Annotated in this window: 13 protein-coding genes; 6 read left to right on the top strand and 7 right to left on the bottom strand. The window is 59.9% G+C overall.

What is annotated here, in order from left to right; translation table 11 throughout:
• Positions 1 to 35 precede the first annotated feature (35 nt).
• The gene (mads4, locus tag ACKVY0_RS09725; protein WP_409214618.1) at positions 36 to 683 is read right to left on the bottom strand and encodes a methylation-associated defense system protein MAD4; all 648 of its coding nucleotides are present in this window, start codon (positions 681 to 683) and stop codon (positions 36 to 38) included.
• A 2-nt stretch (positions 684 to 685) separates the two neighbouring features.
• On the bottom strand, positions 686 to 1960 hold the full coding sequence (gene mads3, locus ACKVY0_RS09720; RefSeq protein WP_409214617.1) for a methylation-associated defense system AAA family ATPase MAD3: 1275 nt from the start codon (positions 1958 to 1960) through the stop codon (positions 686 to 688).
• Positions 1961 to 2078: 118 nt separating this feature from the next.
• On the opposite strand from mads3, the gene ACKVY0_RS09715 reads away from it, so the two are divergent.
• The 4 genes from ACKVY0_RS09715 (at position 2079) to ACKVY0_RS09700 (ending at position 8350) form a co-directional block, all read left to right on the top strand.
• Positions 2079 to 2732, top strand: a complete 654-nt coding sequence (locus tag ACKVY0_RS09715; protein WP_409214616.1) for a DUF4194 domain-containing protein — start codon at positions 2079 to 2081, stop codon at positions 2730 to 2732.
• Positions 2729 to 6067 (top strand): SbcC/MukB-like Walker B domain-containing protein, encoded by a 3339-nt coding sequence (locus tag ACKVY0_RS09710; RefSeq protein ID WP_409214615.1) that lies wholly within the window; start codon positions 2729 to 2731, stop codon positions 6065 to 6067. Before ACKVY0_RS09715 ends, ACKVY0_RS09710 begins: the two co-directional genes overlap by 4 nt.
• Positions 6068 to 6277: 210 nt before the next feature.
• On the top strand, positions 6278 to 7501 hold the full coding sequence (locus ACKVY0_RS09705) for a Wadjet anti-phage system protein JetD domain-containing protein (protein WP_409214614.1): 1224 nt from the start codon (positions 6278 to 6280) through the stop codon (positions 7499 to 7501).
• Positions 7502 to 7534: 33 nt separating this feature from the next.
• On the top strand, positions 7535 to 8350 hold the full coding sequence (locus ACKVY0_RS09700) for an NYN domain-containing protein (protein WP_409214613.1): 816 nt from the start codon (positions 7535 to 7537) through the stop codon (positions 8348 to 8350).
• Between the two features lie 2 nt (positions 8351 to 8352).
• Here the strand turns inward: ACKVY0_RS09700 and ACKVY0_RS09695 are convergent, their stop codons facing one another.
• Positions 8353 to 9576, bottom strand: coding sequence for a bifunctional folylpolyglutamate synthase/dihydrofolate synthase (locus ACKVY0_RS09695; RefSeq protein ID WP_409214612.1), 1224 nt, complete (start codon positions 9574 to 9576; stop codon positions 8353 to 8355).
• Positions 9573 to 10445: a PEP-CTERM sorting domain-containing protein gene (locus ACKVY0_RS09690; RefSeq protein ID WP_409214611.1), complete on the bottom strand. Its 873-nt coding sequence runs from the start codon at positions 10443 to 10445 to the stop codon at positions 9573 to 9575. Before ACKVY0_RS09690 ends, ACKVY0_RS09695 begins: the two co-directional genes overlap by 4 nt.
• Before the next feature lie 100 nt (positions 10446 to 10545).
• On the opposite strand from ACKVY0_RS09690, the gene ACKVY0_RS09685 reads away from it, so the two are divergent.
• Positions 10546 to 12078: an ArnT family glycosyltransferase gene (locus ACKVY0_RS09685; RefSeq protein WP_409214610.1), complete on the top strand. Its 1533-nt coding sequence runs from the start codon at positions 10546 to 10548 to the stop codon at positions 12076 to 12078.
• A gap of 82 nt (positions 12079 to 12160) precedes the next feature.
• Positions 12161 to 12826: a phosphatase PAP2 family protein gene (locus ACKVY0_RS09680; protein ID WP_409214609.1), complete on the top strand. Its 666-nt coding sequence runs from the start codon at positions 12161 to 12163 to the stop codon at positions 12824 to 12826.
• On the opposite strand, the gene ACKVY0_RS09675 is transcribed toward ACKVY0_RS09680, so the two are convergent.
• The 3 genes from ACKVY0_RS09675 to ACKVY0_RS09665 are packed head-to-tail and all read right to left on the bottom strand — an operon-like array spanning position 12820 to position 14401.
• Positions 12820 to 13563, bottom strand: a complete 744-nt coding sequence (locus ACKVY0_RS09675) for a hypothetical protein (protein ID WP_409214608.1) — start codon at positions 13561 to 13563, stop codon at positions 12820 to 12822. The two genes, ACKVY0_RS09680 and ACKVY0_RS09675, sit on opposite strands and share 7 nt — an antisense overlap.
• A complete protein-coding gene (locus ACKVY0_RS09670; RefSeq protein WP_409214607.1) occupies positions 13560 to 13913 on the bottom strand; it encodes a hypothetical protein in 354 nt (117 codons plus the stop codon). The genes ACKVY0_RS09675 and ACKVY0_RS09670 overlap by 4 nt, the downstream gene beginning before the upstream one ends.
• On the bottom strand, positions 13910 to 14401 hold the full coding sequence (locus ACKVY0_RS09665) for a hypothetical protein (protein WP_409214606.1): 492 nt from the start codon (positions 14399 to 14401) through the stop codon (positions 13910 to 13912). The genes ACKVY0_RS09670 and ACKVY0_RS09665 overlap by 4 nt, the downstream gene beginning before the upstream one ends.
• Between the last annotated feature and the right edge of the window lie 50 nt (positions 14402 to 14451).

Here is a 14451-nt window from a genome sequence, read left to right as displayed (position 1 = left end):
ATGGAACATCACCGCTAAATAAATTTAACGCAGCCTCAATGGCACTCCGTCTTAGGCTCCGCAAACCATTGCCGAAGGATTGCGCAGAGCTTCAAGAATGTCCTGTCTTTGCATCGTCTCAAACTAACGCGACTGGCAAGTTCGGAAAAAATCGCCGATGAGATTTGTACTCTTTTTTCACGTAGCGCCGCTCTCATTGCCTCTTTTGGACGTTTGGGCTTTCCATCAGGTGAGAACTCGAACGCTTTCCCGACAAGCCAGTGTCGCAAAGAACCCAGAGACTCCCCGTCCCATCCGAGTGCCGCATCCACTTCAGGTGAATCGCTCCAAACCCACTGCTCCACCTCCGGCGCGATGACCAGACATTTTGCAGTGTCCGCATTCCAGCCCGTTGCAACGAGCCGAGCCTCCAATTCGGCTTCGATTTTATCCGTTGGGGTGGATTCCCAACCGCAGCCCTCGAGATCTAGAACAAGAAGGACAAAAGCGTGGGTGCGCTGTTTCAGGCGGGCCAATTCAACCCCTGTTTGTACGATGCCAGCATCGTGTTGAGGATGGGATTCGACATCGAACGAAAGCTTTCGTATTCCGAGTGATGATGATCTGTTGAGAAGACCGAGCATCGTCTGTTGCTGGTCCTTGTCAGCTGTGAGGACAAAAAGATCGCGCTTCATATGTTTCATGCCTATCCAAGAATACCGGCGGCAAACACTAGGCCTAGATCAAGAGTGCCTCGCTTCCAGTCGAGCAATGCCGGATGGCAATCTCCAGTGGTCGTGTCTGTCGCTCCACTGGCGCTTTTGGCGAAGCAAAGGATATCGCGAGGATTAAGCAAACTTAGTGCAATCGGTGAATGCGTAGCCATGAGTGTCTGCGCACCATAAATCGAGCTGAGCGACTGAAAAACTGGTTCCATCGCTTTTGGGTGGACGCCGTTTTCGGGCTCCTCGATAAGGAGTAATCCATCCTGTTCAGGGAGATAAGCAGGCAAGGTCAGAGCCAGCAGTCGCAATGTTCCGTCGGATACCATCCACGATGGAACCTCAATTCCTGTGTCATACTTGATCATGAGGTATCGATGCTTGTCCTCCGCTCGCTCAATGGTGCGTATGTCTGCTATGTCTGCGATAGCAGTTTTAATATGGGAGAGCCAGCGCGCAAAGGAGACGGGTGTGGAGATGCGGAGATTCTCCACTGCCCAGGGCAGGTTTCCACCATCAGTGCTGTATTGATGCGCTTGGTTTGGCGGACTTGGTTTTCGAATCTTCTCGCTGTTAAGAACAAATGACTGTACTCCGTCGAGCAGCATTTCTCGGAACCAAGAGCTGACAGGGAAATTCTCTCCAGCACCGGGGAGATTTGCGAGTGCCGATCTAGATTTGCCAACTGGAAAGACAAAACTACGTGTCTTCTCCTTCTCGAAATAATAGACGTCATTGCCGTCGGCCTTCTTGATAATGATTGGCTTGCGCCCCTTTCGGCTACTTTCGGGAGTCAGAAGCGATGAGCTTGACTGCACCGCCGATGGGAACACGATCTCACCTTGAGTCAGTCCTTGCACTTTCTTCTCAGGCGAGACAAACCACAAAAGTTCTCCCTGAACTCCCACAGGTCCCGTTCCAGCTTCGAGGCCGACTTCAATCTCATACCTAACTCGGTCATATGCCTTACAATCGTCCGACAACTGTTCGTGAAGCTTTTCCGGGATTGGAGACTCGATGGCAAACTGGAAACTAGTTCCCTCTCTGTTCCATGTCAGGTCGGCAAAGTTTGCTGAACGCTTGCGCGAGGCCTCCTCTACGTCACCACGAAACGACATCAAATCGCTCAGATAGTTGATCACATCCAGGAAAGTGCTCTTTCCACTTCCATTAGGCCCGACCAGAGCTTGGAATGAACGTAGCCGTTGATCAATGGAGCGCAGGCTCCGGTAGTTCTGAGTTTGGATGCGGCTGATCATGAATTATACAAATATGGCGAGAGTTTCGCTTCCGCCAGCGCATTTAGCCGGAGTGTGGCGCGTGAAAATGAGCCACACTGGTTGATCACAGTGCAACTGCATCCATCATCTCGCCCCAATGACTTCCACCACCTCCGATCCGCTCTGGCCACGCTCCTTTTGGAGTGAGGTGCCGGATTCGGATCGCGCGGCGCTGCGCGAGGTGCTGGCGGAGTTGCTGGGGCGCGGGGTGTTGCTCGGCGATGAGGGCGGCGGACGGGAGCTGTATCTGCTGGCCCGCGATCACTACCGCACGCATGTGGAGGACTACCTTGCGCCGTTGGCGCTGGAGTTGATCGTCGATGAGGAGCGCTCGCTGTTGCAGGCGAGGCCGCGCACGGAGTCGTGCCTGCTGCTGGGGCGTTTTGACAAGGACGAGACGCTCGTGCTGCTGGCGCTGTGGCGGCTTTACGATGATGAAATCAGCACCGGTAGCCAGGAGGCGGTCATCGTGACCGTGGACCAGCTCTGGGCCGCGCTGAAGGTGTACTTCGACAAGATCAGCACGCCGGAAAAATCGCAGATCGAGGCCTGCCTGGCCCGCATCCGCCGTCATCGCCTCATCCGCACACTGAGGCCCGAGGGCATGACGCAGGCGGGCGAGATGCAGATCGAGATTTTGCCCTCTTTGGCCCGTGTGATCCCGTTTGATGACATCGCCGCGTGGCAGCAGCGCGTGGAGCTGTATCAGCCGGTCAAAGACAGCACGGAAGACGCGGAGGTGCCCGCATGAGCCAGTCGCGCATCACCCTGAGCCGCATCCTGGCAGTCAATTGGTACGGCTATCGCCAGATCATCGACGTCTCCGGTCTCTCACTCATCACCGGTGCCAATGGCAGCGGCAAAAGCGCCCTACTGGACCTCATTCAGTTCGTCATGCTGGGCGAGCAGCAGAGCAAGTTCAACAAAGCCGCCGCCGGTGCGGGCAGCGGTCGCAGCCTGCGTGGCTACTGTCTTTGCGACACCAACACGACAGGCCGCGACGGTGCGGAGCGCTACCTGCGGCCCAGCAGCGTCACGCTCGCCGCGTTGGAATTCACCTGGCCTACGCAGCCCGGCGAAGAAGAGCCACGCCGCGAGACCTGGGGCGCACGCATCGAGTATGAAGGCCCCACGGCGAAGCCTTCGACAATCTGGTTTCGCACTGGACGCCGCCTCGCGTGGCAGGATTTCCTCAACAGCGACGCCGGACCGCAGGCGATGCAATTCCTGCCCGAGGACGAGTTCCGCACCCGCGTGAAGCGCGAGCTCGACGGCGATGTCTGGGACCGCCAGCAGACCTACCGTGATGAGATGGCGCTGCGTAGCCACCTCGGCTTTGACGCCGAGCAGATGGCGAAGACCCTGCCCCGCGCCATGGCCTTCGAGCCGGAAAGCAATTTTGAAAAGTTCGTGCGCGAGTTCCTTCTCGAGCCCGGCATGCCGGATGTGAAAGCCGTGAAAGCCAGCGTCGATGCGCATCGTCGCGCCCAGGAGCGGCTGGAGAAAATGTATGATCAGCTCGAGCGCCTGAAACGCATCTCCGCGCATCATCAGGACTGGATCAATTCAAAGCGCGAATCTGCTCTCTACACCCACCTCAGCGATGCCTTGAAGCACGAGGAAGCGCTGGAGAATCTCCAGCGCAGCCGTGCTGAGCTGGACGAGAAACAAGCGGACTATGAGGACAATCGCAAAACGCATGAGCAGACCCTCGAAGAGCGTGACCGCCTGCGCCGTTCGGTGGAGGCCGCCCGCGCTGCCCTCGGCGACAAAGCCGTGCGCATGGAGGAAAACGACCGCCGCCGCCGCGAACTGTCCAAGGAGATCACCCGTCTCGAAGCCGCCGCAACGAGCCTGCACGAGCAGATCCGCTCCCATTTGCGCCACTGGCAGGACTGGACGCTTCACGCCGCCCGTCTGGGCCTGCAAGACATCGCCGATGCCTCTGCCGCCATCTCCGGCATGCAGAGCAAAGACGAGAGCACAGCTCTCGCTGCCGCACGCGACTCCTCCCATGCCTTCATCAAGCTGCGCGACGAAGCGATGGAACAACTGCGTCCCGTCGAAGCTCGTCTGGCCGAACACGAGATGCGCAAGTCAGCGCTGCACAAAGACCTCTCGCAACTCCGTGAGGGCCAGGCCTCCCCTTCGCCCCTGCTCAACGCATTGCTGTCTCGCGGCCAGAAAGCCGTCGCACTGGGCCGCGTCGTGGAAGTAAAACCCACGGCCGAAAAATGGTGGCCGCTGCTGGAGAGCGTCCTCGGCATGAACCGCCGCGCCGTCATTCCCGAAGACTTCCGCGCCGCCTGGGATCAGGCGCAACAGACACCCAGCCCAAACGAACTTCTCATCCATCCCGAGGAAGCCGCCAACACCACCGCTAAGGTCGAGAAAGGCTCCCTGCGCGAGATGCTGGAGACACAGCACCCAGTGGCGGGCAAGGTGCTCGATCACCTGCTCGGTGGCATCGTCGCCGTGAACAAAGCCTCGCAGCTCGACAAACACGAGCGTGCCCTGTCACTCGATGGCTGGCTCAAAGATCCGCCGCGTCGCGTGCGCCTCACGCCTGAAAAAGAACTCACTCTCGGCGAGGAAGGCCTGCGCCGTCTCCGCGATGTGCGTGAGAACGAGCTGCGCGAAACTGATGCCGTCATTGAAGAAGTGCGCCAGGATCGCGATGACCTCCGCGCTTTCGTCAATCGTGGCATGGAATGGCGTCTCGACCGCTTCACCGTACCGGACGGCGCGGATGAAGTGCCTCTGCTGCCCAAATTCTGCAAAGAACTCGGCGAACTCCAAGCCACCTGGGATCTGCTGGCCACACCCGACAACGTGAAGGCCATGGAAAACCTCCGCGTGGAAAACGCCTCGCTGGAAGGCATCCACGAGCGCATCGGCAGCCTCAAAAGCGCCATCACCGCCTTCGAACTCGCCAAGGCCAGGCTCGAAGAATCCATCAGCGAAGACATCTTCCAGGAGGAGCAGACCCGTATCGCCCGTCAGGCCTCGCGCACCCTTGTGCGTGGCTCATCTGACGATGAAATCGTGGCGCGCATCAATGCCGAACGCCAGAAATCCACCTCCTGGCGCAAATCCATCGAGATGGCCGCCGCACTGGCCATCCAGCTCGACACGCATGCCCAGGAAGCCCGCCGCCTGCGCGATGTACAGCGCCAAGAACTTGTCACCGTCCATGCCGATCTCAGCGATGCCCTCGATGCTGACGCCGAGGACAACGAAGCCTTCGACCAGCGCCGCGAAGACCTCGAAACCCACGAACTGGAACGCTACAAGACTGCCGCTCTCGAAGCCAAGCGCGAATGGGAAGACCGCCTGCAGCATCAGGTCCTCGATGTGCTCCGCGAAAAACTCAGCGAAGCCGACCGCACCAAGCGCGAGCTGAACCGCGCCATGGATCACGAGATCGGCGGCTGGCGCTACCAGCTCACCAGCCGTGCCGACAAAGCCCACACCGCCATCTGGACGCTCGTCGAAAAAGGTCTGCCCAGCGGCTCCGAAATGGAGCTCTTCAACGCCGCCGGTCGTGAAGACATCGAACGCGCGAAGAACGAACTCATGGCCGCCATCGACGCCGCCGACAATCCTGAAGACAAGCGCCACCAGCGCGCGCTCGACTACCGCTACTACCATCACTGGGACATCGAAGCCAAGCCCGCCGGTCGTGGCGATGCCGCCGCCATCAGCTTGAACAAGAGCGCCAAGAAACAAAGCGGTGGCGAAAACCAGGCCCCCTTCTTCGTCGCCACACTCGCCGCCTTCCGCCGCGTGTATGACCTCGGCCGTCGCGACGATCCGCAAAATCTCGGCCTCGTCGTCATGGATGAAGCCTTCAGCAAGCTCAGCGGCGACCGCATTGATGATTGCCTCGCCATGGCCCGAAACTTCGGCCTGCAGCTCATCATGGCCTTCCCCGAAGACCGCCTGCCCACCATGTTCCAGCACGCCGACACCGTCGTTCAGTGCCGTGTCGAACGTACCTACGATCCGGACACCGAGCAGATTCAAAACATCGAAAACTGGGTGGTGCGAGTGGAGGGCTCACGGCTCGCGGAATTGATGGAGTAGCCGAACGTCGCGCCAGTGTCCTGGAGTGCGGCGGCAAAGATGCGAGGGCGAAGCCTCGCATCGGCGACACCGCTGTCGAGCGCACGAAGAACGTCGTCAGGCCAGAGCGCACCGTCTGGCAGACGAAAGCGGTGTCGCGCCAAGGCTTGCCACCGCACTCCAGGACGCTTCGCGCTCTTGTCCACGAATCACTTCTCGCCACGATGCCACATGCGCTGGCTTCAAACGCTGCATGAAAAATGGCTAAACTCGCGGAAACGCCGGGTGACACCTGCCATGCGCTCACGGCCCTTGGATTGGGAGGACCTGCTGGACGCGGCTGACTTGAAGACGGCAGAGGAACGCCAAGCCGCTGTGCGAGAAGCGGAAAAGATCCCACAGCTCAAACTCCATCGTTTGAAGGGCCGGCCTCACATCGTCCTGAAGATCGAAGTCCCGCTCGAATTCGAAACCTGGCTTCATGCCCAGTTTGGCTCGCAAACCGGCGCGGAAGCTCAACAAGCCGCTTTGGCCGTGGTGGAGCGTTATACGGCCAAAACGCATCCGCTGCTTCCCGAGGCCTGGAACGCTCTTTTGAGCCGTTTGAAGGCCGAGTTTGCTCTTCTGCATGCCGTGGAGCCGTTTCGATGGCGGGAGGCAAATCGCGTCGAAGAGCTCTTGAAGCTGCTGCTGGACCTCACCGCCCGCGAATGGCCCGAAGGCACGTTGATTCGCGATGCGAGCACGCAAATCGGTCAGCGCTCCAAATACCTCGAAGAGAAGCAGGCCTTCATCGAGCGTGCTCTGGAGCTGCTTTTCGGCCGCGAGACGCCGCTGGAGGCGCTGGGCATCCAGACTAGCAACAGCGTGCTGCACTACTGCGGCCCGCTGATGCTACATTTCGCGGATCATACGAAGCCGCTCGACCTACGCTTCGAGTCCACGCTCTCCGTCGCCGAGTTGGAGCGCGCCACACACATCACGACAACGGCAGAGCGCCTTCTCACCGTCGAGAATCGCAAGACGACCTTTCTTCAACTCGCCCGCGCGGATGCACAACGCACTACACTAATCGTTGCCACATCCTTCCCGACGCAAGCCGTGCGGCTTATGCTGCAAAAGCTGCCACAGGGCTTTCCACACCATCACTTCGGCGACACGGACCCAAGCGGCTGGGACATCCTGCGCAAGCTGCGCGAGGTTTCCGATCGCGGAGTGCATTCGTTTGAGATGACTTGGCGTCCGAAATCAGATGCCGCACCTCTTACGCAACGCGATCAGCAGATTCTCACGCGATTGCTCACCGATCCACGGATGGCGGATTGTCGTGAAGAACTTATAGCGTTGGGCGAAGCAGGCACCAAAGGTGATTTCGAGCAGGAGTCGCTGGGAAGGCCGACTCTGGATGGTTGGCCGTTTTATGAAACGAATGGAGACGTCGAGAACGTCGGTTGACCCGGACACTGCAAGAGCGGACGATTCGTCACCATGGCCTCTCCTACCGACCGCACGCACACGATCGCAGTTTTCTGCGACTTTGAAAACCTGGCCATCGGGGTGCGGGATGCGAAGTATGACAAGTTCGACATGAACAAGGTGCTGGATCGTCTGCTGCTGAAGGGCAGCATCGTGGTGAAGAAGGCCTACTGCGACTGGGACCGCTACAAGAGCTTCAAGGCGTCGATTCATGAGGCATCGTTTGAGCTGATCGAGATCCCGCATGTGCGGCAGTCGGGCAAGAACTCGGCGGACATCCGCATGGTCGTGGACGCGCTCGATCTGTGCTACACGAAGCCGCATATGGACACCTTTGCCATCGTGAGCGGCGATTCGGATTTTTCGCCGCTGGTGAGCAAGCTGCGTGAGAACAACAAGACCGTCATCGGCGTGGGCGTGAAGCAGTCCACCAGCGGGTTGTTCATCGACAACTGCGACGAATTCATCTTCTACGACGATCTGGTGCGCGAGGAGGAGAAGACGCAGACGCGACTGGCACGTGCCAAACCGGCTCCGTCGGCGGCCAAACCGGCCACGCAGGAGCGGAAACCCGGCGGCGATCCCGAGAAGGCGATTCAGCTCGTGGTGGAGACGGTGGAGGCGATGCTGGGCCGCAGTGGCAGCGATACAGTATGGGCCGGGCCGGTGAAACAGGCGATCCGCCGCCGTCAGCCGCAGTTTGATGAGCGCTTTTACGGCTTCAGCACTTTCAGCGCGTTGCTGGAGGCCGCAGCCGAGCGCAACCTGATGAAGTTGGAGAAGAACGAGAACGGTTACCGCATCAAGGTGTCTGCGTCGGAGGAGTAGCGCTACTGCGCGCTGCGCTCGAAGGCGGTAGAGTTGTTTTCGATGAAGGCAAGCGCCTCACCGGCCAGGTAGAGCGAACCGGCGATCAGCGTAGGCCTTGGGTAGCGCACGGCTTCCAAAGCATCGACCACGCATGCATGCGTGGTCAAAGGACGTGATTCGAGGCCGAGGCTGTCCCAGATTTGGCGCAGGGTTTCAGCAGGCAGAGCGCGGGGCGAATCAAAGCCGGTGAAATGCCAGCTTGTGGCGATGGGCGCGAGTTCGCGCAACACGGTGGCGGTGTCTTTGCCGGAGACGGCACCGAAGATGATCTCGGCTTTCGTATCGCGAAACTGCTCGCGCCACGTTTGCGTGAGGACACGAGCGGCATCGAGGTTGTGGGCACCGTCGATGATGATGGGGCCGATTTTTTGAAAGCGTGCGGGCCACTGCACCTCGCGCAGGCCGCGTGTGATCACGTCGTCATCGAGATCGAAACCGGCGGCACGCAGCGCAGCGACGGCCATGGCGGCATTCCAACGCTGATGCGGGCCGACGAGGCCAAATTCGCCTGCCAACGGTGTTTCGACGATGGTGAGTGGTGCTTTGCGATCATTGGCAGTGCGGGTGATGACATCCAGCGCTTCCGCTTCCTGCCGCAGCGTGATGACCGGCACACCGGGCTTGATGATGCCGGCTTTTTCAGCGGCGATCTTGGCGAGTGTGTCGCCGAGCATGTCCATGTGATCCCAGCCGATGGGCGTGATGACGCTGACGGCGGGTGTGATCGCATTCGTGGCATCGAGACGACCGCCGAGGCCGGTTTCGAGCACGACCCACTCGTTTTGCCGCTGCGCGAACCATTCCAGCGCAAGAGCGAACGTGAGCTCAAAGAAGGTGGGATGCGGATTCCAGTCAGAGACACGATTGCGCAGGCGGGTGATGCTGGCGGCGATCTCCTCTGGCATGATCGTGCGCTCGGCATCGCGGATGCGTTCGCCGAAATGAATGAGATGCGGCGAGGTGAAGAGACCGGCGTTGATGCCAGCGGCCTGCAAAATCGAGTGCATGAAGGCACAGGTGGAGCCTTTGCCATTCGTACCGGCGACGTGGATGAATTTTTGTCCGGCAGCAGGGAGATTCAGCTCGCTGAGCAAGCGCTGCACATTGTCCAGTCCCAGCTTGATGCCGAAGAGCTGGGTGCTGTAGAGCCAGTCGATTTCGCGGTGCGCCGTGTCGTGTGTCATTCCCGTGACGCATGGTGCCTGCGCCGCAGCAGGGCGCAAGCGCCGAGGAGCAGGAGCATGACGCGCGACGGCTCGGGTACGACGCTGAAGTCGATGCCATCAAGCGCCATCTGGCCGAAATAGGCGGGGATGAAGTTGTCGATCGAATAGGGAGTGACGCCGATAGTGGCAGTGACGGAATGCGTGCCCAGCAAGGCCAGGCTGCCATGCCAGGGCACAAACGTCGGGCTGCTGGAGTCCCCGCTCTGAAACATCGAGTCGCCGGAGAGGCTGCTGTTGTAGCTGTAGCCGATGCCGTAGCTGTCAGGGGTCGTGCCACCGTTGGGGAAGTTGTAGGAGCCGTAGGCGTCCAACACGTTTGCGCCGAGCCGCGGTCCATTGCTGCCGTGGCCGTAAATCAAAACTGGCAGCCCCGCATAGCTTTGAATCGTGGGCAGATCGAGAATGGCATAGCTGGTGATGCCGTGGGCGGGATTCAGCACCGCAGAGAGCTTGCCGATGGCGAAGTCGCTGGTCTGGCTGTTGAAGGTGTAATGGTAACTTGTGGCGCTGACGCCGTAGCTGACGACGGTGTCCAGCGTGGGGCTGTAAAAATTCAGCGTAGAACCGGGCGCGTAGTGATTGGCATAGACGAAAAACTGGTCGCTGATCATCGCGAAGCTCTGCGTGGTGTTGCTTGGATTCCAGCCCACGCCGGAGAGGTCGTAACCGTTGCCCAGGAACGAAACCGAGCTGTTTTCCACCGGGAAGGAGGCGTAACCGGAGATGAAGCGGTCGTTCGTGGCGGAATTGTGGCCCACAATCGTCAGCGCACTGGCCGTGGTGGCGGTCAGCAGCAGAAGCAGGATGATGGCCGGGCGGCGATTCACGGCGCGAAAGTGCAATGAGGGCCGCTGTTTGCCAAGAAACAAGATCAACACATTGGATTCCCGGTTTCGCACCCGCCCGGCACCGCTATCGTGCGCCTGCATGTCTGTGACTCCCGCTTCTGACTCCTCGACCTGGCTCAAACGCTTCTGGTGGCTGCTGGCCGCCGTGTTCATCGTGCGCGTGGGCGTGATGCTGCTGTTTGTGAACGGGGCCGATCTGGCCGGTGACGAGGCCTATTACTGGGACTGGGGCCGCCGGCCGGACTGGGGCTACTTTAGCAAGCCGCCGATGATCGGCTGGATGATGGGTGTGATCGGCTGGCTCACGGGCAATGCGGAGTGGGGCATTCGCTTTGCGGCGCTGCTGCTCGGAACGGTGACGCTGGCGCTTATTCACCGCATCGCGCTGGTGTTGTTCGATGCGCGCACCGCGTTTCTCACGGCGGTGCTGGTGCTGCTGACGATTGCAAACGCGGGGCTGAACCTGCTGCTGACGATTGATGCGCCGCTGCTGCTGTGTTGGACGCTGGGGCTGCTGCTGTTCTGGTTCGCGGTACAAAAACCGGCCTGCAACACCCGCTGGCTGGCGCTGGCGCTTGTCATTGGCGTTGGCACGTTGAGCAAGCAGATGATGCTGGCGTTTCCGGCGCTGATGCTGCTGTTCGCGGCCGTTTCGCGTGAGGACCGGGCGCTGCTGCGCAATCCGCGGATGTGGATCGCGATGGTGCTCGGCATGGCCTTCATCATTCCGGTGCTGAGGTGGAACCAGGAGCATGCGTGGATCACGCTGGAGCACACGAAGCATCATTTCGACACGCAGGACCTCGGTTTCGGCAAATGGATCGGGCGCACGCTCGAAAACGTCGGCTTGCAGGCGTTGATCTACACGCCGGTGACGTTTGTGGCGCTCATCGCGGCGATGACCGTGGCGGTGAAGCAGCGGGCGCAGCTCACGCGGCCTGCGCTGTTCCTGCTGCTGGCTTCGGCGCCGGCTTTAGCGTGCTTCGCAGTGCTGGCGCTGCGGCAGCGCATCAATCCGAACTGGCCGGCGGCGTTCTTTGTGCCTGCGTTCATTCTGGCGGCGGCATGGATGAGCGGCGCGTTGCCCACGACCGCGCATCCAGGCTGGCGGCGCTGGTCGCTGCGTGTCGGTGGTGTTCTCGTGGCCATTGTGCATGTCGCGCTTGTCGTGATTTTCAGCACTGATTTAAAAAGCATCAACAAGCTCGCCAGCATCCGCGGCTGGCGTGAGGCAGGGATCGCGGCGCAGAAGTTTCTCGATCAGGTGCCGGAGCGTGACAAGACCTTCGTCATGACGCTTGGGCATCGCTACAATGCAGCGCAGATGGCGTTTTACCTGCCCTCGCATCCGCGCATGTATCGCTGGGAGAACAGCGGCACGCCGCAGTCGCAGTATGAGGTGTGGGCAGGGCCGGAGGAGTGCCTCGGCATGAATGCGCTGATCTTTGATCCCAATCCAGGCGACGGCCTGTTGCGCAGTCCGGTGTTCATCGAGGCCTTTGAAGCCATGGAGCATCGCGGCGACATCCGCATTCCGCTCGGGCAGGAGACCCGCGAGTTCAGTGTCTATCTAGGGCGAAATCTCAAAAGCTGGAAAGCGGTTCGCCCCTGATCAGCATCGAGCATCGAACTTTGAAAAATAAGGCAACGCTGCTCAATGTGGAAATGACCTGCGCGTTGCCGTATTGACCCGCATGAACCCCACCCCATCCGCCAGTTCGATGTTCGATGTTGGAAGTTCAACGTTCAACGTTCCTCCGGCCTGGGATCTCAGCCTGCTGCATCAGATCAACACCGCGTGGTCACATCCGGTGCTCGACTGGCTCATGCCTGCGCTCTCCGCCATTGAGGCCTGGCTGCCGCTCATCATCATTGCGGTGCTGCTCACCGCCTGGCGGGGTGGCAAACACGGACGGGTGATGCTGCTCTGTCTTACCATCGCTCTCGGCCTCGGCGACGGCGTGATCTCCAACACCTTGAAGAAGACGATTGGCCGCGTGCGGCCTCGCGATGCGATGGAAGGGGTAATCGTGCGTGATCTCGGCACCGCATCGCCCGCGTTCATGCGCTTGTTCGAGAAGCCGGTGGTCAAAGCCAGCGAGCCAAGAGGCGAAACTCGCGGCAAGTCATTTCCCTCCAGCCATACCGCGAACATGTTCGCCGCCGCCACGGTCATCGCGTGCTTCTACCGTCGTGCTGGCATGCTGATGTATTTGCTGGCCGCCGCAGTGGCGTATTCACGCATCTACTGCGGGGCGCACTGGCCCAGCGACATTCCGCCGTCGATGGCGCTGGGAGTGCTGGTGGGACTGGGAGTTGTGACCGTGGTGCGGCGCACCATGAAGCCGACAAATCACTGAAACAGCACCCAGGGAGCTTCGGGGAAGTTTTCTTTCGCCTCTTCGGTGACGCCGATGTCTCCGGCGAAGCCGTGATGCACGACCTTCCACGTTCCGTCCTCGTTCTTTTTCAGCAGCGCGAAGAAATCGAGCTCCATCAAGTCGGCGAAGTCCGCGTTTTTCGGCTTTTTTCCATCGGCGGTCTTCACGTCGCCTTGAAAGCGTGCCCATGAGCCGCTCACACGCACATTGCCGGTGAAAAGGACGGGCGAACCGGCTTCTTTCGCTACGGGGCCGCGCATGGCATCCATGATGGCTTTGCGCTCAGGTGTACCGGCCTTCGGCTCGCTCACAGCGATTTTTTTGAGCGCTTTCTTGAAGGTGACCTTGTTGGGTTCTTGGAGGTTCAGTCTGCTGCTGTTTTTGGGGTCTTCCCGCAACTGGCCTTCGCCAATGAAGAGCTTGTCGCCATCGAGCTTGAGAACCTCTTCCTCGGCCTGCTCGGAGCCTTCGATGGTGTAGGAATAGAGCACCTGAATGATGCCGCCACCGGTGATGATGCCCTCGATGGTGCCGTGGGCACCGTGCCCGTCGGGTTGTTTCGGCAGCCAGTTCTGCGTGCCGGTGACTTGATCGCCATCAATGGTCAAGGCGATGCGCGTGTACTCCTTGGCGTTTTCCTGGGCAAAGAACAGCGTTTGTGGCTCCGCCAAGGCGGACAGGGTGGCAAGCAGCAGGACGAGGCAGGTGTGTTTCATGCGGGGAAGAATTTAAAAAAGGCGGCGGCTTGAATCAGAATACCGACGACGAGCATGATGAGAAAAGTCCACAACAGCCGCTTGCGCCAGCCCCGCCAGAAAAAGGCCAGCTCGGCCGGAATGCCGGCCAGTCCCGTGAGCAGTTGTCCGCCCATCATGCCAAAGATGAGCGTCATATGCGCTTCACTTGAGGCAGCGCCGGAGTCATTGGCCATCAGGCTGGCCATCAGCTTCATCATGCCGAGCGCGGCCGCGCCGCAGAGCCAGAGCGCAATGAACAGGACACCGCAGATCACCAGCGCGACGGAAACGCCCGCCTTGACCACCTGGGTGGTTGGATGGTCGCTCATTTGCCTTTGATGGAGTTGAGAACCTTGCTGACGTCGTCGCCATGCTGCTTCAGCGCTTCCAGCGGGATGATATTGAAGAGCATGAAGAACTTATCGGTCTTCTTGGGAGCGAAGACGGCGCAGTTCACCGCCATCTTCACGCCTTCGACGGTCACGTTGCCGTTCAGGAAGGTCACGCCAATGCCATTGATCTCGCCTTTCTCCGGCTCGGCGAGCCATTTGATGCCTTTGAGTTCTTCTTCGAGGCCTTCCTTGGCATCGTCGATGGCACTGGCGGCTTCATCGGCATCCAGGGCGATGAGTTCCATGTTCACCAAGTCGTCGTCGGACGATGCGGAGACGGATTGATCACCGGGCTCGACTTTCCAGCCGTCGGGAAAGGCAATCGAGAAGATCGGCTTGTCAGCCGGGTAGTTGATGACTTGATCGGCATTCGCAAGCGGTGTGAGGGCGAGAACGACGAGGCAGAGAACGAGGGATGCTTTCATAGGTGTGTGAGTGTGGTTTGAAACAAACAACCCCTTCTTCAGGCGGTGAA

The organism is Prosthecobacter sp. (genome assembly GCF_046154365.1).
Lineage (GTDB): Bacteria > Verrucomicrobiota > Verrucomicrobiia > Verrucomicrobiales > Verrucomicrobiaceae > Prosthecobacter.
This window is presented reverse-complemented; position numbering and strand designations above follow the sequence as displayed.